The organism is Pseudophaeobacter flagellatus (genome assembly GCF_021228235.1).
GTDB classification, from domain to species: Bacteria; Pseudomonadota; Alphaproteobacteria; order Rhodobacterales; family Rhodobacteraceae; genus Pseudophaeobacter; species Pseudophaeobacter flagellatus.
Genome location: NZ_JAJQRG010000016.1, coordinates 28,511 through 45,596, shown reverse-complemented (window position 1 = coordinate 45,596; position 17,086 = coordinate 28,511). Strand labels below are relative to the sequence as shown.

General features: G+C 58.0%; 16 protein-coding genes, 1 tRNA gene and 1 pseudogene. 6 read left to right on the top strand and 12 right to left on the bottom strand.

Annotation, left to right across the window (positions count from 1 at the left end):
* Positions 1–123: 123 nt before the first annotated feature.
* A pseudogene (locus LRK71_RS19900) lies at positions 124–530 on the top strand (IS3 family transposase); the annotation flags it as partial.
* Here the strand turns inward: LRK71_RS19900 and LRK71_RS19895 are convergent.
* Positions 424–810 (bottom strand): HsdM family class I SAM-dependent methyltransferase, encoded by a 387-nt coding sequence (locus tag LRK71_RS19895; protein ID WP_332460291.1) that lies wholly within the window; start codon positions 808–810, stop codon positions 424–426. The pseudogene LRK71_RS19900 and the gene LRK71_RS19895 overlap by 107 nt on opposite strands.
* 74 nt (positions 811–884) lie before the next feature.
* On the opposite strand from LRK71_RS19895, the gene LRK71_RS19890 reads away from it, so the two are divergent.
* Positions 885–1,397, top strand: a complete 513-nt coding sequence (locus LRK71_RS19890; RefSeq protein WP_232405703.1) for a hypothetical protein — start codon at positions 885–887, stop codon at positions 1,395–1,397.
* A gap of 282 nt (positions 1,398–1,679) precedes the next feature.
* Here the strand turns inward: LRK71_RS19890 and LRK71_RS19885 are convergent.
* The 10 genes from LRK71_RS19885 to LRK71_RS19840 all read right to left on the bottom strand — a co-directional run bounded on the left by LRK71_RS19885 (position 1,680) and on the right by LRK71_RS19840 (position 13,172).
* Positions 1,680–1,754, bottom strand: a tRNA-Gln gene (locus LRK71_RS19885).
* A 113-nt stretch (positions 1,755–1,867) separates the two neighbouring features.
* Positions 1,868–2,863, bottom strand: a complete 996-nt coding sequence (locus LRK71_RS19880; protein WP_232405702.1) for an NADPH:quinone reductase — start codon at positions 2,861–2,863, stop codon at positions 1,868–1,870.
* A 221-nt stretch (positions 2,864–3,084) separates the two neighbouring features.
* The gene (locus LRK71_RS19875) at positions 3,085–4,740 is read right to left on the bottom strand and encodes a transcriptional regulator (RefSeq protein WP_232405701.1); all 1,656 of its coding nucleotides are present in this window, start codon (positions 4,738–4,740) and stop codon (positions 3,085–3,087) included.
* Between the two features lie 640 nt (positions 4,741–5,380).
* On the bottom strand, positions 5,381–6,328 hold the full coding sequence (locus LRK71_RS19870) for an MBL fold metallo-hydrolase (protein ID WP_232405700.1): 948 nt from the start codon (positions 6,326–6,328) through the stop codon (positions 5,381–5,383).
* A gap of 211 nt (positions 6,329–6,539) precedes the next feature.
* Complete coding sequence (locus LRK71_RS19865; protein WP_232405699.1) at positions 6,540–7,715, bottom strand: ABC transporter substrate-binding protein; 1,176 nt, start codon at positions 7,713–7,715, stop codon at positions 6,540–6,542.
* A gap of 47 nt (positions 7,716–7,762) precedes the next feature.
* Positions 7,763–9,658 carry an AMP-dependent synthetase/ligase gene (locus LRK71_RS19860; protein ID WP_232405698.1) on the bottom strand — a complete coding sequence of 632 codons (1,896 nt, stop codon included), beginning with the start codon at positions 9,656–9,658 and terminating at the stop codon, positions 7,763–7,765.
* 11 nt (positions 9,659–9,669) lie between these two features.
* Positions 9,670–10,443, bottom strand: coding sequence for an ABC transporter ATP-binding protein (locus LRK71_RS19855; RefSeq protein ID WP_232405697.1), 774 nt, complete (start codon positions 10,441–10,443; stop codon positions 9,670–9,672).
* A complete protein-coding gene (locus LRK71_RS19850) occupies positions 10,443–11,210 on the bottom strand; it encodes an ABC transporter ATP-binding protein (RefSeq protein WP_232405696.1) in 768 nt (255 codons plus the stop codon). Before LRK71_RS19850 ends, LRK71_RS19855 begins: the two co-directional genes overlap by 1 nt.
* On the bottom strand, positions 11,207–12,292 hold the full coding sequence (locus LRK71_RS19845) for a branched-chain amino acid ABC transporter permease (protein ID WP_232405695.1): 1,086 nt from the start codon (positions 12,290–12,292) through the stop codon (positions 11,207–11,209). The genes LRK71_RS19850 and LRK71_RS19845 overlap by 4 nt, the downstream gene beginning before the upstream one ends.
* A gap of 4 nt (positions 12,293–12,296) precedes the next feature.
* Positions 12,297–13,172, bottom strand: a complete 876-nt coding sequence (locus LRK71_RS19840; protein ID WP_232405694.1) for a branched-chain amino acid ABC transporter permease — start codon at positions 13,170–13,172, stop codon at positions 12,297–12,299.
* A gap of 472 nt (positions 13,173–13,644) precedes the next feature.
* Here LRK71_RS19840 and LRK71_RS19835 point away from each other — a divergent pair, with 472 nt between their 5' ends.
* On the top strand, positions 13,645–14,256 hold the full coding sequence (locus tag LRK71_RS19835) for a TetR/AcrR family transcriptional regulator (protein ID WP_232405693.1): 612 nt from the start codon (positions 13,645–13,647) through the stop codon (positions 14,254–14,256).
* Between the two features lie 2 nt (positions 14,257–14,258).
* On the opposite strand, the gene pcaQ is transcribed toward LRK71_RS19835, so the two are convergent.
* Positions 14,259–15,233, bottom strand: coding sequence for a pca operon transcription factor PcaQ (gene pcaQ / locus LRK71_RS19830; RefSeq protein ID WP_332460290.1), 975 nt, complete (start codon positions 15,231–15,233; stop codon positions 14,259–14,261).
* 62 nt (positions 15,234–15,295) lie between these two features.
* On the opposite strand from pcaQ, the gene pcaC reads away from it, so the two are divergent.
* The 3 genes from pcaC to pcaG are packed head-to-tail and all read left to right on the top strand — an operon-like array spanning position 15,296 to position 17,075.
* Complete coding sequence (gene pcaC, locus LRK71_RS19825) at positions 15,296–15,712, top strand: 4-carboxymuconolactone decarboxylase (protein WP_232405692.1); 417 nt, start codon at positions 15,296–15,298, stop codon at positions 15,710–15,712.
* The gene (gene pcaH, locus LRK71_RS19820) at positions 15,709–16,449 is read left to right on the top strand and encodes a protocatechuate 3,4-dioxygenase subunit beta (protein WP_232405691.1); all 741 of its coding nucleotides are present in this window, start codon (positions 15,709–15,711) and stop codon (positions 16,447–16,449) included. The genes pcaC and pcaH overlap by 4 nt, the downstream gene beginning before the upstream one ends.
* On the top strand, positions 16,449–17,075 hold the full coding sequence (gene pcaG, locus LRK71_RS19815) for a protocatechuate 3,4-dioxygenase subunit alpha (RefSeq protein WP_232405690.1): 627 nt from the start codon (positions 16,449–16,451) through the stop codon (positions 17,073–17,075). Before pcaH ends, pcaG begins: the two co-directional genes overlap by 1 nt.
* Positions 17,076–17,086 lie beyond the last annotated feature (11 nt).

Below are 17,086 nucleotides of genomic sequence, written 5' to 3'. Positions count from 1 at the left end.
TGGCTCTGGACTTACAACAACGAGCGACCCAACATGGGCATCGGTGGGATGACCCCCGCTATGAAACTGAAAACAGCCGCATGAATTCTACGGCTGGACCCCATTAAAAATGGGGGGATTACCAGGCGTCTTAAGAAAGAACTGGCCCGCGTGACCGAGGAGCGTGACATCTTAAAAAAGGCCACCGCGTACTTCGCCAGGGATGCAAAGTGAGGTACGCGTTTATTGACGCGCATCGCGAGCAGCATCCTGTCCGAGTTCTGTGCAAAATTCTGAGCGTTCATCCAAGTGGTTTTTATGCATGGGTTAAGGAACCGCTAAGCCAAGGTGCGCTTGAAGATCAGCGTCAGACCAAGCTGGTGAAGAAGGCGTGGGACGACAGCGGCAAGGTTTATGGATACCGTAAAATCCACGACGACCTGATCAACATGGGCGAGGCAGCGTCAGAGAACCGCGTTGCCCGTTTGGCCCGCCTTGCAGGCATTCAGGCGCAGATCGGCTACAAGAAGAAACCCGGCGTCTATGGAGGAAACGGGCGAACTTATCCGTTTCGGCCGCCTCGGTGCCCCATTTGTCCAGACTGAAGGGTGGGTTGGCCACCACCACGTCAAAGTGGCGCAGCATATCGTCACTGGTGCGCAGCTTGGGATTGCGAATGGTATCGCCCCATTCGATCTGATGGTTTTCCTCGCCGTGCAGAAACAGGTTCATCTTGACCAGCGCCCAGGTGGAGCCGATCGCCTCTTGCCCGAACAGTGCATAGCGTTTGGTGCCGGTGTGCTCGCGGATCAGCCTGCCGCATTTCATCAATAGCGAGGCAGAGCGGGCTAGTAGAAGGGCTGGATGCCGCTCGTCAGCGCAAGCTGGTCAAGCTGCTCGTGCTGATGTCCTTGAATGCAAAGACCAAGAATGCTGCTTGCAGTGCTTTCCGAGAAACCGCTTCGGTGGGCTCTCAGGCCAAGTCGATGAAGAACAAGGAGTTGTTTCGAGTGATGGATGCTTTCGTAGAGAAGCACCCGTTTCTAGCAAATGATCTTTGCGCTGATCGTGGCATTGCGCTGATGAACAAGGACAGTAAGATCGCAGCCCATATTCTTCGGGTTTTTACGCGTCACCAGATCCCGGTTCTGAGCGTCCACGATAGTTTTATCATCGACTACTCAATGGCCCGTCGCCTCAAGTTAGCCATGCAGGCCGCCGCCATCGGAACTCTCGGGCATCAAGTTGCTATTACGAACAACTATCAGGGGCTGGATGAGGTAGAAGCAGCTTCCCCGGGCTTAGTCGATGATTACGTCGAGATGCGGCACTGCCCCCGTTGCCCCGCCTACGAGGTGCGTCAGCGCCTCTTCAACGAGAGGTTAGCGTATCTAGGATCTGGGGGTGGGGGAACATGATGGGGAACCGGGTAGTCTCATGGGATCTTCTTCCCGTTCCTTCCCTTCTCTTCCATTACTTATCCCTCTGCCCCACTATACTCAGGCATAACGTCGAAAGCCTCTCCCACAGCGGGGGGGGCAACTCAACCAGGCGAAAAAGGCACATCCAAGTACATCACCAAGGGGGCTTCAGAGCCTCACCAGCGCCACTCAGACGACCCGAAACCACTGGGGCCGAAATCTGGGGCGATTGGCGCCGGTTCGGGCTACGTCGCTCTTACGTCTATGGCTGGAAAGTACTGGCTGGGGTGGTAGGATTCGAACCTACGATCTTCAGTACCAAAAACTGTTGCCTTACCACTTGGCCACACCCCATCAGTGAGCGGCGTTCTAGTGCGAGTTTGGGGGGGGCGCAAGGGGATTTGATGAAAAAAACAAAACTTTTTCTCCCCCCCCTCATTCGCCCCCCGAAAACAGGCGTAAACGCCCTAGCTGCCGTTGAGGCGGATGAGGACAGCACCCTCGCGCGCGCCAGCCTCTACCGCCTGATGTGCAGCGCAAGCCTCTGAAATATTGTAGACCTTTTGGATATCAAACTTCAGCACCTGGGCCTCTAGCGCATCATTGAGACGTCGGATCGCCCTGTCTCGCTCAGCTGTGCTCAGCAGGTACACCAAAATGATTTCAACCGTCACGGCCTTAAAGAGCAGCGGCATGAAGGGCAGTTTGGGCGACATCTCACGGGCCGATCCATAGGCGGCAATGCGGCCGTTTTCTGCGATCACCTGGGCATCCGTGTCGATGTTACTGCCGAACTCGACTTCGACAATCAAATCGACGGGGTTGCCACCATTTGCAGTCAGAACCTGATCCGCAAGATCCTCGGCGCGGTAGTCCAGCACTGTATCGGCACCGGCCCGCCGCGCCCGGTCGCTGCCTTGGGCACCACAGGTCGCAATGACCCGTGCGCCGCCCCATTTGGCAAGCTGGACCGCCAGAATACCAACGGTCCCTGCCCCGCCCTGCACCAACACTGTTTTGCCTGAGACCTCACCTTGACCAAAAACTGCGTGACAGGCGGTCAGCCCCGGAATGCCAAGCACCGCGCCAGTTTCCAGGCTGACCTCATCGGGCAGGGGCACTGCCTGTGCCGCTGGCAGGGTGATCTGTTGCGCCGCAGTGCCACAGGCGCGGCGAAACTGGCCGTTCCAGATCCAGACCCGCTCTCCGATACGGCTGCTGGGCACACCTTCACCCACAGCCGAGATCACCCCGGAACCGTCACTATGTGGGATGATATAGTCCCAGGGAAAGCCAGTAAGCCCGGGCTGGCCACGCGTGCGGGTTTTCACATCCGAAGGGTTCACCCCGGTAAAGGAAACCTCAACCAGAACCTCGCCGTGATCAGGGCTCGGAGCGGGCAGCTCTTCCAGCTGCAAAACCTCAGCGGCGGGCCCAAAGGCGCGGTAGGTGATAGCTTTCATGGTGGCAATTTCCTTGTGTTTGTCTTTTCTGCCCCATGCAAAAGCGGACCGCAGGCCGCAGTGACAGGCGATCCGCTATTTGCAGGATTAGGCGCAGAATACAGGGCGACAGCGGGAAAGACAGGGCCGAGATGAGGATTTCACACAGTCCCTTCACACAGCATCCCCCTGCCCCGCGCCCAGACTGCGCCGCGACGGCTATCACACAGGGTCTTGAAAGGTCAGGCCGGAACGCCCGCTTGCTTGAGAGCATCTGCCCAGGCGTCCCCCCCCTGCGCGGCTGCGCCCGGGTGTTCGCGGCTATACTGCGTCAGGTTAAAACTGGGAGAGGCCGCCAAGAGGTTTTGCGCTGCGGCGCGCGCCTCACCAGATCGACCGGCCAGCTGCAGGGCAATGACCTTGGTGCGCAGGCTGACGGGATAGGCGGCATTGGCCTGCAATGAACGATCAGCCAAGACCAGCGCGCGTTCGTAGTTATGCGCCGAAAGATTGGCAAAGGCCGACACTGAGTCGAAATAGTACTTCTGCGGCCCAAGTGGCGACAGGCGGCGCGCCGCATCGGTCAGTTCCACCGCCTCAATCGGGTGGCCCTGATAGGCCCAGGTGACGCCTTTTAGCAAAATCGCTAATGCCTCGTTCGGGTTATCCTTCAGGGCCAGGTCGTAGGATCCTTGTGCCCGGTCAAAATCAAACAGAAGATGGCTGGAAATCGCGCCTTGCAAGGTATGGGCGAGGGAAAAACACGGGTCGGCATCCAGGGCAGCACTGGCAAATTGGTTGGCAAGTCCCGCATCCATTTGACGGTCGCTGGAGAAGCCTTTTTGCACCCGCAACACATGCCAGAACCCAATCCAGGTCAGAACCAGTGGATGTTTTGGCTCACGCTCCAGCAGCACCTTCAGCACCTCACGCGCGCGGCTAAAGCGATCCGGGGTCATTTCTTGCATCATCGAGATTGCCGCCATCAGAAGCATGTGCCCTTCCAGACTGGGAAGCGGTTTGAACCCGGCAATGCGCACCGCTTCCCCGATCAGGGTCTGGCCAATCTGCCGGGTCGCTTCGCAGAGTGCCTTGCTCCGACCAGTCATCAAATCCGGCAAGGGGCCCTCAAAATGGCGCGACCAGATCACCTGCTCGAGTTCTGCGTCATGCAACTCTATCTCGGCAGCCACGACCTGGCCATTGGCCCGCACCGACCCCGACACCAAATATTTCACTCCGGCAACGGCAGAGACCTCAGAGGGGCGCACCCGGGTCGCATCGAACTGCCGCGAGGCCAGATAAGAGGTCACGGTAAAGGCCTGGCTGCGTGCCAGGCTCCGCGATAATTCCTCTGATATCAAAGAGCCCAGCGGCGAGGTGTCCTCTCCGGGGGCCAATTGCACAAAGGGCAAGACAGCGATCAGCGGCAATAGCGGCTCGGGCCGCAGGCGTCGTTCCTGCAGCAGTGCCCGGCCCCGGCGCACCGAGCGGCGCAGAACCTCATGCCGTGTCTGCTGCAACCAGCGGGCAAAATTCGCCTCATGTGGCAGCTCAAACCCCTCCATGAATTCGGCGTCGCCGACGCGATCCTCAAAGGTGATACTATTCAGGTCCAGGATGACCCTTTCGCGGTTCGCGCTGAGCAAGGCTGCGGCCTCTGCGCCGAGGTGACGGCGCAGCGTCGACAGAGCAGTGCGCAGGCTGGCCTTGGCCTGCTCTGGCTGCGCCAGGCTCCACAAGCTTTGCTCCAGAAAGGCCCGTGTACGCACCCCAGATTCCGCAGTGCAGAGCAAAGCCAAAAGTGCCTGATGTTTAGCCCCCAAAGGGATCGGTGTTCCATCACCCCGAGCGACGCTAAAGGCACCAAACTGACCGACACGCAGTAAAACACTCATGACACAGACCCCCAAAATTACAGCATAATCAAAGTACAGCAATTCTCCTATAAATTGTAAACAATGAATTCCACTAAGGTAATTGGCGAACGCCCTCGTAGGGTCAAAACGGGAACAAAATTTTTAACAACCTATGGCACTAAAATACGCATATTCAATGGCCTAGGTCAGTCACCCCCGACGTTAATATAAATTAACTTTGGTGAGAAAATTTCTTCTTCAAATAGTGCTTCCAATCAAAGAACAGCACGTTCGTATGACGATCAAGTGGGGAAAATGACATCACTGCGAATCCGCAACCCCATGCGAAACTGTGTGATTCTCTCATGAAATATGGCGCTATGGTTGACCTTTTCTGCATACAGACAGGTGCAGCCTGCGAGACACAGCGGTGCAATTTTCGGCCAAAGGCCTGTTAACGCCGCTGTTCCCGCGCCCGCCTTTGGCAGATCGATTGCCAAAAATACTGCCGCTGCCTGCTGCTACATCCCCTTTTCTGAGACCAAGGTATTGATCCAATTCACCGATAAATTAAAGATAAAAGGCCAAGAATAGGATCAGAATATTAAATCAATTAATCCATTTAGATCTACATATCATAGATGACAGACACCCCAGGAATATCCACTGACAACACCAATCAATTCACCGAATCTGGAATGAATTGAAAGCCGCCGCCCAGCTGTTCGACCCGGCCAATACCGCCCTGCGGCAGATGGGTCCCAATCAAGCGCATTTGGTCATGTACCAGCATATCCAACAGACGTAAACGCGACTTTGCCGCCTGCGCAGCGTCTTGGTCGGTGCCGATGGGCCAGTCCGGCTCGGCAAAGCTGACGTGGTGGTTGCCGATGGCATCCCCTCCAATCAACAGGCTCTCTCCTGATGAGCGCAGAGCGAAGCACATGTGCCCAGGTGTGTGACCATAGCTGGCCTGGGCTTCGATACCTGGCAAGATCTCTTGGCCATCTTCAAACCGGGTGGTGCGCTCTGCCACGATCTGCATCCGTCGGCGTGCCCCTACCGCCATAGAGGCCCGCTCATTAGAAATGGTCGACGCAGTATTGGGGTCAAACCAATAGTCCCATTCAACCCTGCCCATCAAATAGTCAGCATTGGAAAACAATGGGTCGTCAAAATCATCCAGCACCCCCCAAAGATGATCTGGGTGGCAATGGGTAAAGACAACATGGGTCACCTCTTCGGGGGACAGGCCTGCGGTTTCAAGCACCGAGAGCAACCGCCCGGCAGAAGCCTGGAAACTGGGGCCAGCCCCGGTATCGAACAGCACAACCCGGTTGCCGTGCCGCAGCAGGGTGACATTGATCGGCGGCTCTATGGGACCCGCCCCGATCCCCTTGGCCTGCAGGATCTGGTCAACCGCTGCGGGTTCCAGCCCAGCAAAGAGCATGGCACGCGGCAGCACCAGGTGGCCGTCCGACAGGGTCTGCAACTGCATGTCGCCGATGGTAAGCCCCGCCGCCCCTGCTGTTGCCCAGCCCTGCCCGGGCAACAGCAGCCCCGTGGCCAAACCCGCCGCCAGACCAGTCATGACGTCTCGCCGGTTCACTGTCATATCTTTTCCCATTTGGTTTTCCGCGCCTTCCAAAGTTGAAATATATTCTTACATGCGAATTTATATGGGGTTGCATCTTAATTCAACGCAACAACAACACGCCCCCCCCGAACCTGCTGCGCAATGGCACACAAAAAAGCCCGGCGTGCCTGTGGCAAACCGGGCCCTGTCTTTTCGTCAGCCCCCCCGATCTAGCGCCGGGAAAGGCTGGCTGACACGCGCCTTACTGGCGGCTCAGCTCTTTCCATTTGCCGCCTTCGACAACCGAAATCACGATGTCATCTGCGCCGCGGTGATCATCGGCACTGTAGGAGATCTCAGTATCGGTCAGGGCGTCAAAATAGGCGAGCGTTTCCATGCCCTTGATAAAGGCTTCCTGCGTCAGATCGGGACCTGCCGCTTCCAGCGCGCGCACCACGGTATCCGCTGCCGAATAGCCAAGCATGGCAAAGCCGCTTGCTGGCTGGCCAAACATCGCATCATAGTCCGCGATGAACTTGGCAGGGGTCTCGTCTTCTGCGCGCGCAATCAGGTCAACCCAGCCCGCCGCAGCATATAGCCCCTCGGTCACGCCACCAGGAACTGCGGCAACCACATCCAGGAAACCCGCAGAGGTGTTGAGGAATTTGACATCGGTCCAGCCCAGCTTTTTGGCGGTGCCAACAACGGTGATGCCCTGACGCACACCCAGCGCCATGGCAATCACGTCGCAGCCCGCTGCCTTCAGCTTGGTCAGAGAGCCGACAAAATCCAGCTCATCCGGTTTATGGCTGGTTTCAGCCGCATAGCTCAGGCCCAGCTTTTCAGCGGTGGCCTTGGCGCTTTCCTGGATTTCCTTGCCAAAATCCGACGGGATATACATCGAGCAGACTTCCTTGGCGTCGAACTCGCCAGCCAGATAAGTCACCCCTGCATCCACCTGATCGTAATAGCTGGAAAAGCCGATGAACTTGTTCTCAACCGGATCCTGCAACATCTGACGCGCAGAAGACAGGGGGCCGATGTTGGGAATACCCTTAGGGTCCAGCAGCTTAAAGCCGGCGATGTTCATTGGCGTACCCAACGACAGCAACATGCCAAAGACCTTGTCGCGGTTCAAAAGCTTATTATAGCCCTGCATTGCACGCGGGATCTGATAGCCGTTGTCTTCAACCACAAAGCGGATCTGACGCCCATGCACACCGCCTGCGGCATTGGCTTCGGCAAAGCGCATATTGGCGCCGTTGGTTGCCGGAACGCCGACCGCCGCAAAGATGCCGCTAAGGTCATTGACCGAGCCAAACACGACCTCGCTATCGCTGACGCCCTGGCTTTCGGCCTGCACAGCAGAGCCCGCGCCAAGCGCCATAGCGCCCGCCACCAATGTACCCGCCATCACTTTGGATGTTAGTGTCTTCATCTTCATTTCCTCCCTGGATTGGTTCGCGATGCGTTTACGTTGCACCGTCAATACATGTCGTCGATCAGTGCCTTATGCTTCTTCTCCACAAAACTGCGTTTCAATTTCATTGTCGCCGTCAGTTCGTCATCCTCTGCGGTCAGCAGAACATTGATCAGGCGGAAGTCCTTGATCTGTTCCACCCGGGCAAAATCGCGATTGACCGCCTCCACCTCTTGGCTGATCTGCTGCAGCACATCAGTGGCGGCACAGAGCGACGCAAAGTCACTAAAGGGTATCTTCCGGTCTTGGGCAAATTTTTCAACGTTTTCCTGATCAATCATGATCAGACAGGTCAGGTATTTGCGCTTGTCCCCGATCACAACGGCATCCGAAATATAGTGGCTGAACTTCAACCGGCTCTCGATTTCGGCCGGGGTGATGTTCTTGCCGCCCGCCGTGATGATGATATCCTTGATCCGGCCGGTAATGGTCAGATAGCCCGCATCATCAATCCGGCCCACATCTCCTGTGCGCAACCAGCCATCGGAGGTGAAGGTTTCGGCAGTCTTTTCATTATTGCGCCAGTAGCCCTGAAAATTGTTCAGCCCCAGGGTCTGAATTTCACCGTCCTCGGCGATCCGCAGCTCAATCCCCGGCAGGGCACAGCCAACGGTGCCGGGCAGGTTTTGCTCCAGCGTGTTGATGGTGGCAATGCCGGCGTTTTCGGTCATGCCGTAGCCTTCGATCAGCGGAACTCCGATCGACCAGTACCACTTCAGCAACTCGGGCGAGATCGGTGCCGCGCCTGTGCCGCCCCGCCGCATCCGGTCCATGCCCAGCATCCGGCGCAGGTTGCGCAGCACCATGAAATCCCAAAAGGCATAGCGTGCCGCCACCCCAGCTGGAGGCTGTTTACCATACATCACATAGTTGGCCCGCGCCTGCCCCGCCTTGATCGCACGCTGGAATGCCCAGCGCCCCATTGGCGTTGCCTCTTGTGCCATGACCAGAACCCGGGAATAGATCTTTTCCCAGACCCGCGGCACCGCAAAAAACGTGGCGGGAGAGACCTCTTGCATATTGTCAAAAACCGTCTCTGGGCTTTCGGCAAAATTCACCGTGCTAGAGGCAGCAAGCGGAAAATAGACCGAGACATTGCGCTCTAGAATATGGCACAGCGGCAAAAAGCACAGCTGTTCATCATCCGGGCTCACCGCCAGGCCGCGCGCCCCCGATTCCATCGAGGCCAGCACGTTTTCATGCCCCAGCATCGCGCCCTTGGGCATGCCCGTGGTGCCAGAGGTGTAGATCAGCATGGCGGTGTCTTCGGGTTTGGATTCGGCAATCCCAGCCTCAAAGGCACCAGGGTTCTGGGCCTCATAGGCCTGCCCCAATGCGCAGAGATCGTCGAGAAACAGGCATTTGTCCCGGTCCAGATCATGCAGCCCGTCACGATCATAAATGATCACCTTCAACAGGCTGGGCATCTCTGCAGCGACTTCAAGGTATTTATCCAACTGTTCGTCGTTTTCAACAAACAGGAACCGGCTTTCGCTGTCATTGACCAGATAGGACAGCTGCGATGCAGAATCGGTGGTATAGACGCCCGAGGCAATGCCGCCGACCCCCTGCACCCCCATATCCGTATAAAGCCATTCGCGGCGATCTTCGCTGAGGATCGACACCACTTCGCCGCGTTTCAGACCCAGAGAGACCAGCCCAAGGCCAATCCATTTCGCCTGCTGCCAATAGGTGGACCAGGAATAGGATTTCCAGATACCCATGTCTTTTTCGCGGTGGGCCGTGCGCTCTTGCAGCGCCATGCAGCGGGCCTGGAACAGTTTTGGCACCGTATCGCAGCCATCGACCAGAACCGGGCGTTGCCCCGGTTCTGCGTTGTAAGAGACGCCATTGATTTCAATCTGGGCAGGTCCGGTCTGTTTGACGACTTGCATATTCATCTCTCCGCCTCCTAGCGCCATGTCTTCTTGCGTTTCCAGCGCTTTTCACCACGCTGGCCCTCTTCTTGGTGGCCAAGATAGAAGGATTTGATGTCCTCGCTTTCCATCAGCCGATCCGCCGATCCATCCATCACGATCCGGCCGATTTCCATCACATAGCCCACATCCGCCAGATCCAGCGCAATGCGCGCGTTTTGTTCCACCAGCATCATGGTCACATGTGCTTCGGCATTCAGACGGCGCAGGATGGCAAAGATTTCCTGCACCAACAGCGGCGACAGCCCCAGGCTTGGCTCATCCAGCAGCATGATCTGCGGCCGCAGCATCAGCCCGCGTCCGATGGCCAGCATCTGCTGCTGACCGCCCGACAACGTGCCTGCCTCCTGGCTGCGCCGTTCCGCCAGGATGGGGAAATACTCAAAGACCATCTGGCGATCGCGCTCTATCTCGGCCTTATCAGAGCGGGTATAGGCGCCCAGGCTCAGGTTTTCATCCACGGTGAGCAGCGGAAAAACCTCACGCCCTTCGGGCACATGCACGATGCCATGTTCGACGATGCGATGCGGCTCTTGGCCCTGAATGGGTTTGCCGTTGAACAGCACCTGCCCCTTTTCGGGGTCCATGATGCCCGAGATGGTTTTCAACAGTGTCGACTTTCCCGCGCCATTGGCCCCTAAAACAGTGACGATCTGGCCCTTGTCCACTTTTAGCGAAACGCCGCGAATGGCCATGATCGGGCCGTAAAAGCTCTCTAGGTTTTTGATTTCCAGCAAAGGTTCACTCATCACACAGCCCCCGCACCCAGATAGGCCTCGATGACCGCCGGATTGGCCTGGACCTCTGCCGGTGTGCCCTCGGCCAGTTTGGCGCCATCCGCCAGGGCCAGCACCCTGTCAGACACCCCCGAAACCAGCCCCATGTCATGTTCCACCATCAAAACGGTAATCCCCATCTGCTTGCGGATGTCATCAATCCACCAGCGCATGTCCTGGGTTTCCTCGACCGACAGGCCCGAAGCGGGCTCATCCAGCAGCAGCAAGCGCGGCTTTGACGCCAGGGCGCGGCCGAGTTCAACCACCTTGCGAACCCCATAGGGCAGCCCGGCGATCATCTTGTTGCGATAGGGTTGCAGATCAAGAAAATCGATCACCTCTTCCACCGCCTCGCGGTGGCGCTCTTCTTCACGCCGCACGCGGGGGGTAAAGAACATCTCTTCCAGCAGCGTGGTCTTGCGATGGCGGTGCCGCCCGACCAGCAGGTTTTGCAACACGGTGGCATGTTCAAACAGCTCAATATTCTGAAAGGTCCGGGCAATCCCCAGATCAGCCACCTGATCGGCCTCGCAGTCCAACAGGTTGGTGCCATCAAAGATAAAGCTGCCTGCGAAGGGTTCGTAAAACCGCGAGATCAGGTTAAAGGCTGTGGATTTCCCTGCCCCGTTTGGCCCGACGATGGCGTAGACCTCCCCCTCTTCAACAGAGAAGCTAAGATCATTGACCGCAACCACACCGCCAAACTTGAGCGTGGCATTTTTGATTTCCAATAAGCTCATCTCAGGCGCTCCGTCTTCAGGTAGGATTTCTGGCGGCGGAACATGTCCTTACGCGCAAATGGGAACAGCTCAAACCAGGTGCGGATTTTCAGCCATCGCCCGTAAATTCCCATCGGTTCAAACAGGATGAACAAGATCAGGATCATACCAAAGACGCCGGTTTCCAGCCCTGGAATGGCGACGCCACTGCCCACAACATTGTCCTTAAGGATGGACAGGGCCTGCGGCAAAAAGGCCACCACAACCGCGCCAAAAAAGGCCCCGTGGATAGAGCCAAGCCCACCAATCACGATCATCATCAGCAGGGTAATCGAAATCACCAGCGAAAAGGTCTCGTTGTTGAAAGTGCCGGCATAATAGCCCATCAAGGCCCCCGCCCAACCCGTGATCATGCAAGACAGGCCAAAGGCCTTGCCCTTGGTACGGGCGATATGCACCCCCATGGCCGTGGCCGAGACTTCGCTGTCGCGCACCGCCGCAAAGGCCCGCCCCAAAGGGGAGCGCAGAAGGTTACGGTAAAACAGGGTGCAGATGATGGTGACGACCAGAACAAGGTAGTAGAACCGCGATGGCATCGACCAGCGCTCGATCTCAAAGCCAAAGATGGTGATCATTTCCGGAAACTTGCCAGAAACACCGCCGCTCCAAGGTTCGGTCAGCACGATGATGTCATCAGCCAGAACTGACAGTGCAATGGTGGCAATCGCCAGATAGATCCCGTGCAGCCGCAGCACCGGAATGGCGATAATCACGCCGATCACCCCGGTAAGAACCCCCGCCAACGGAAAGGCGATAATGAAGGGCACGCCTTGCTCGATCAGGATGGTATTGGCGTAGCAGCCAATCGCCAGAAAGGCCGCGTGACCCAGGCTGGCCTGTCCGGTCTGGCCCGTAAGCAGCATCAGCCCCAGGCCTGCAATGGCCCAGATCAACACATTGGTGACCTCGCCCAGAAAGAACTCGTCCAGCAGGTAGGGCAGCGCAAAGGCCAGCAGCAAGAGCGTTCCGTAAATCGATAGGGTCCAGCGATCAGGAAACAGTCGGATGTCGTGCGCATAGGATGTTTTGAAATGAATCCGCATCGGGTTACACCTTCTTCACGCGGACCTGGCTGAACAGACCATGAGGCCTGAAGACCAGCACGGCCAGCAACAGCGCATAGGGCGCAATTTGTGAATATCCTGCAGCAAGATAGCGTGCAGCAAAGGGTTCAATTACCCCGACAATAAGACCGCCGGCCAGGGCACCGGGAAGCGAGCCAAAGCCGCCAATCACTGCCGCAGCAAAGGCCTTGATCCCCAAAAGCCCCGCATTGGGATCAATCGCCCCCTTGGAGGCGAAGAGAATGCCCGCTACCGCAGCCGTAGCGCCGGACAGCCCCCAGACCAGCCCCTGCACCCGTTTCACCGGGATGCCCATGAAATAGGCCGCCATCTGGTTCTGACTTGCGGCCTGCATCGCCAAGCCCAGCTTGGTGCGTTGAAAGAACTGATACAGGAAAAAGGTCATCAGGAAGGTGACGATAATAATAGCCACATCCGCCATGCCCAGCACCACGCTGCCAAGATGCAGATCCCCCAGCGCCAGCGGGCTTTCCAGCGTCTGCGGCTCATGGCCCCAGATCAACCCGGCGACAAAACGCAGCACGAAGCCCATCGCAATTGTCAGGATCACCACCGCCGTCTGACTTTGGCCAAAGAGATGGCGCAGGACAAACAGGTCCAGAAGGTAGCCAAATACCGCCATGATCGAAATCGCCAGCGGCGCGGCAATCCAGAACGGCAGATCCATATATTCCGCATTGGTCAGACCAAGGCTGACAAAGGCCCCGATCATCATGAAATCACCTTGGGCGAAATTCACCGCTTCGGTGGCTTTGTAGATCAGCACAAATCCAAGCGCGATCAGGCCGTAGACACAGCCATTCGCAAGCCCACTGACCAAGAGCTGCAATACTTCCAAATTTTCCTCCCCCCGCTCCTAAAGAACGGTTCCTCGCCCGATCATATCCGGGCCTTAGCGCCTTTTTTTGGGTTTGCGCGCTGCCTCCTCAAGCCGCGGAATCCCAAGCGTCTAAAAACAGACTACTGAGTATGTTTTTCACCTGTCAATCGGCGAGACCCTGCGTCAAATGCTTAAAAACCTCCTATTTTTGATGCCAGACCCCCCTTAGGCTGATTCTCAAACTGGCCTGCCAAGCACCCTCTGGCCGCGCCTAAAGGTGATCGTTTCGACCATGCCTTTGGCACCGTTTCGCCTGAGCCCAGGCGTTTCTTGCCGCTGCGCATATCCGCGCCCCCCTGGCTCACCCGCCTGGGCTGTGGTATTTTGGCAGCACTGCTGGGATTGCCTCTCGCCAAGCGGGTCTGATAAAGCCCCGACTAGGCAGAGCTCCACTCCAGCAGAGCCCCACCCCGAACGGCAGGCAGAAGCCATGTTAGAACAGATCAGCACCTCCAAGAGCGAGATTCTGGATGCAGCCGCCCAATGTTTTATGACGCTAGGCACCGACCGGGCCTCGGTGGATGATATTGCTGCCCAGCTGGGATCGACCAAGGGGCGGATCTATCACCATTTCCCGTCAAAAGGTGCCCTGCTTGCGGCGGTGCAGCTGCGGGCGGCGCGCTTCACCCATCATGCGGTGGCACAGGTGATCGACCCAAACCTGCCTGCCGCAACCCTGTTGGAACAGATGGCCCAATGTCACGTCTATGAGGTGTTGAACTCGCTGCCCTATCACAAGGTCATTCTGCAGACCTATGCCGGGACAAGCCCCAAAGCCGCGAGCGAGGTAGAGCGCGACCTGCAAGAAAAGCTGCGCTGCGGGCAACGCCAATACGAGATGCTGTTTCGCAACGAGCTGGCCCGTGGGATCCGCGAGGGCAGCTTTGAGCCGCGCAACCTGACGGTGGCGGTGGCCGGATTATTGCTGATCCTCAATTCTCCGGTGTTTTGGTTCCGCCCCGAACGTGGTGCCTCACAGCAATTCATTGACACCATTGCCCGCGATGTCAGCAGCATGGCCCTGGCCAGCCTACGCGCCTAGGGTCAGATCTCGGTCTGTGGCTGCGCCAACCCAGAACACAACCGCCGCAAACTGGCGCAAAACTGCGCGCCCAGACCCGACAGCTGATGCTCGCTGCGAATACACAGGCCCACCGGCCCCTGGGTGCTGGCGGTATCAATCGGCAGCTCTTGCATCACCCCGGCGGCCAGATCATCACGCACCACCCCCTGGCTGATGATCCAGATGGCCCCGTGTTCCAGCACAAAGCGGCGGCCAAAGCTGGGCGAGACCGTCTCGATGGGGGCTTGCGGCATCAGCAGCCCCTGTTCCAGAAACATATGGTCCACCAGCGAGCGAATGATCGCCCCCGGCGGCGGCATCAGAACCGGATGCGCCTGCAAGGCCCCCGGCGGCAGCTGCGCCCGGCCCGCCAGCGGATGACCTGCGGCCACCACCACCGCCACCGGTTCGTGAAACAGCGGTTCAAAATCAATGCCCATCATACGGTCAGGCGCCGGCAGGCGGCCCACCACCAGATCCAGATCGCCCCGGCGCAGCTGATCCAGCAGCGTGTGATTATCACCGGTGGCAACCGAAAATCGGCTGCGACCGCTGCCCGCCCCCAGCTTTGCCAGGGCATCCGGCACCAGGCTGGCACAGACCGTAGGCAGCGCCCCGATGGACAGCCGCGCCCCCTCTGCCGCCTCTAATCCCTGCAACATGGCGACGCCGTCGCGTGCCAGTGCCAAGCTGCGCCCAGCGTGATGGCGAAACATTTCGCCATAGGGCGACAGGCGAATGCCGCGCCCGTGCCGCTCCACCAGTGGTTTACCGCAGACCACCTCTAGTTCACGCAGGGCACGGGTCACCGCAGGCTGGGTCAGGCCCAGGGCCTCTGCCGCCTGGGTCACGCTGGTCTGGCGGGCCACTTCGACAAAGACTTCCAGGTGACGAAGTTTAAGCTGAGAAGAAAGACGCATATCAACCTCGGAATGCAACCATGCTGATTTTCGCATTATACCGTTCATTTTTGATATGCGATACTGCTGAAACCCCGCAACAGCAGATGAGATCGCAAATGAGCAGCACAAGATATGATCAGGGCATGGCAACCCGCCGCGCGGTTCTGGGCACGGCTCATGTGGATCGCGCCGAGGCCGCCAAAACGGAGATGGACACCGCCTTTCAGGCACTCATCACCGAGGGGGCCTGGGGCACGGTCTGGGCCTCGGAAGGCATTGCCCAACGCGAACGTTCCATGCTGACCTTGGCGCTCTTGGCGGCACTGGGAAATTTTGATGAAATCCCCATGCACATCCGCGCCACCGCCCGTACCGGGGCCAGCCGCACCGATGTGATCGAGGCCTTTCAGCATGTGGCGATCTATGCAGGTGTGCCCCGCGCCAACCATGCCCTGAAACTGGCCAAACAGACCTATGCGGAAATGGAGGCTGAAGCCGCCGCCCAAAGCCCTGAGGAGGAGACCCAAAGATGACCAAAGCCCCCCCAAAGCAGGGTGAATTCTACCAACGCGACCGGCGCTGGCACCCGCCCGCCTATGCCACGGATTATAAAACCTCAGTAGCGCGTTCGCCCAAGCTGGCGCTGATCAGCCTGGAAAACACCCCCAGCGAAATCACCGGCCCACGCTTTGGCCACTCCGATATCACGCCGATCGATAATGATCTGCTATCCAACTATGCCCAGCCCGACCAGAGCCCGATTGGCGAACGCATCATCATGCATGGCCGGGTGTTGGATGAAAACGCTCGCCCGGTCCCTAACACCCTGGTCGAGATCTGGCAGGCCAATGCCAGTGGCCGCTATCGCCACAAAAAGGACGCCTATCTGGGCGCGATTGATCCCAATTTTGGCGGCTGTGGCCGTACCATGACGGATGAGAACGGCTACTATTACTTTCGCACGGTGAAACCCGGCGCCTACCCCTGGCGCAACTGGGTCAATGACTGGCGCCCGGCGCATATCCACGTCTCGGTCTTTGGCTCTGGCTTTGCCCAGCGCCTGATTACCCAGCTCTATTTTGAAGGCGATCCGCTGATCAAGACCTGCCCGATTGTGGCCACCATCCCCGATCCGGCGGCCATTGATCAGCTGATTGCGCGGCTGGACATGAATGCCACCATTCCGCTGGATACCATCGCCTATAAATTCGACATCGTGCTACGCGGCCGCCGCTCGACCCTGTTTGAAAACCGCCTGGAGGGGAACTGATGCCACAGCAAAGCAATTACCTAAAAGAGACCCCATCGCAAACCGCCGGTCCCTATGTGCATATCGGCCTTGCCCCTGGTGCCGCCGGGTTTGAAATCTACGACCAGGAATTGGGCCAGGACATCGTCGGCCCCAATGCCAAGGGCGAACGCATCCGGGTGGAAGGTCTGGTCATTGATGGCATAGGCTCGCCCGTCAAGGATGTGCTGCTAGAGGTCTGGCAGGCCAATGCCGATGGCATCTACCCGCACCCGGAACATGCCGGGCATGAAACTGTCGAGACAGGCTTTCGCGGCTGGGGGCGTGTCATCACCGATTTCGAAACTGGCGAATGGGCGTTTGACACCGTGAAACCCGGTGCCCTGACAGGACGCAATGGCCAGAAGATGGCACCGCATATCAACCTGTGGATCGTGGCGCGCGGCATCAATGTCGGGCTCAACACCCGGCTATATTTTGACGACGAGGCCGAGGCAAACGCCGCCGACCCGGTGATCAATCTGATCGAATGGGAAAAGCGACGCAAAACGCTGGTCGCAAAACGCAGCGAGCGCAACGGCCAGATCGTATACCGTTTTGACATCTGCCTGCAGGGCGATGACGAAACCGTCTTTTTTGATATCTAACGGAGAGAGCA

Bases quoted from the DNA above. Each gene is read 5' to 3' on its own strand.
- LRK71_RS19890 (WP_232405703.1), top strand. From the start codon at position 885: ATGTCCTTGAATGCAAAGACCAAGAATGCTGCTTGCAGTGCTTTCCGA.
- LRK71_RS19880 (WP_232405702.1), bottom strand. From the start codon at position 2,863: ATGAAAGCTATCACCTACCGCGCCTTTGGGCCCGCCGCTGAGGTTTTG.
- LRK71_RS19875 (WP_232405701.1), bottom strand. From the start codon at position 4,740: ATGAGTGTTTTACTGCGTGTCGGTCAGTTTGGTGCCTTTAGCGTCGCT.
- LRK71_RS19870 (WP_232405700.1), bottom strand. From the start codon at position 6,328: ATGGGAAAAGATATGACAGTGAACCGGCGAGACGTCATGACTGGTCTG.
- LRK71_RS19865 (WP_232405699.1), bottom strand. From the start codon at position 7,715: ATGAAGACACTAACATCCAAAGTGATGGCGGGTACATTGGTGGCGGGC.
- LRK71_RS19860 (WP_232405698.1), bottom strand. From the start codon at position 9,658: ATGAATATGCAAGTCGTCAAACAGACCGGACCTGCCCAGATTGAAATC.
- LRK71_RS19855 (WP_232405697.1), bottom strand. From the start codon at position 10,443: ATGAGTGAACCTTTGCTGGAAATCAAAAACCTAGAGAGCTTTTACGGC.
- LRK71_RS19850 (WP_232405696.1), bottom strand. From the start codon at position 11,210: ATGAGCTTATTGGAAATCAAAAATGCCACGCTCAAGTTTGGCGGTGTG.
- LRK71_RS19845 (WP_232405695.1), bottom strand. From the start codon at position 12,292: ATGCGGATTCATTTCAAAACATCCTATGCGCACGACATCCGACTGTTT.
- LRK71_RS19835 (WP_232405693.1), top strand. From the start codon at position 13,645: ATGTTAGAACAGATCAGCACCTCCAAGAGCGAGATTCTGGATGCAGCC.
- pcaQ (WP_332460290.1), bottom strand. From the start codon at position 15,233: ATGCGAAAATCAGCATGGTTGCATTCCGAGGTTGATATGCGTCTTTCT.
- pcaC (WP_232405692.1), top strand. From the start codon at position 15,296: ATGAGCAGCACAAGATATGATCAGGGCATGGCAACCCGCCGCGCGGTT.
- pcaH (WP_232405691.1), top strand. From the start codon at position 15,709: ATGACCAAAGCCCCCCCAAAGCAGGGTGAATTCTACCAACGCGACCGG.
- pcaG (WP_232405690.1), top strand. From the start codon at position 16,449: ATGCCACAGCAAAGCAATTACCTAAAAGAGACCCCATCGCAAACCGCC.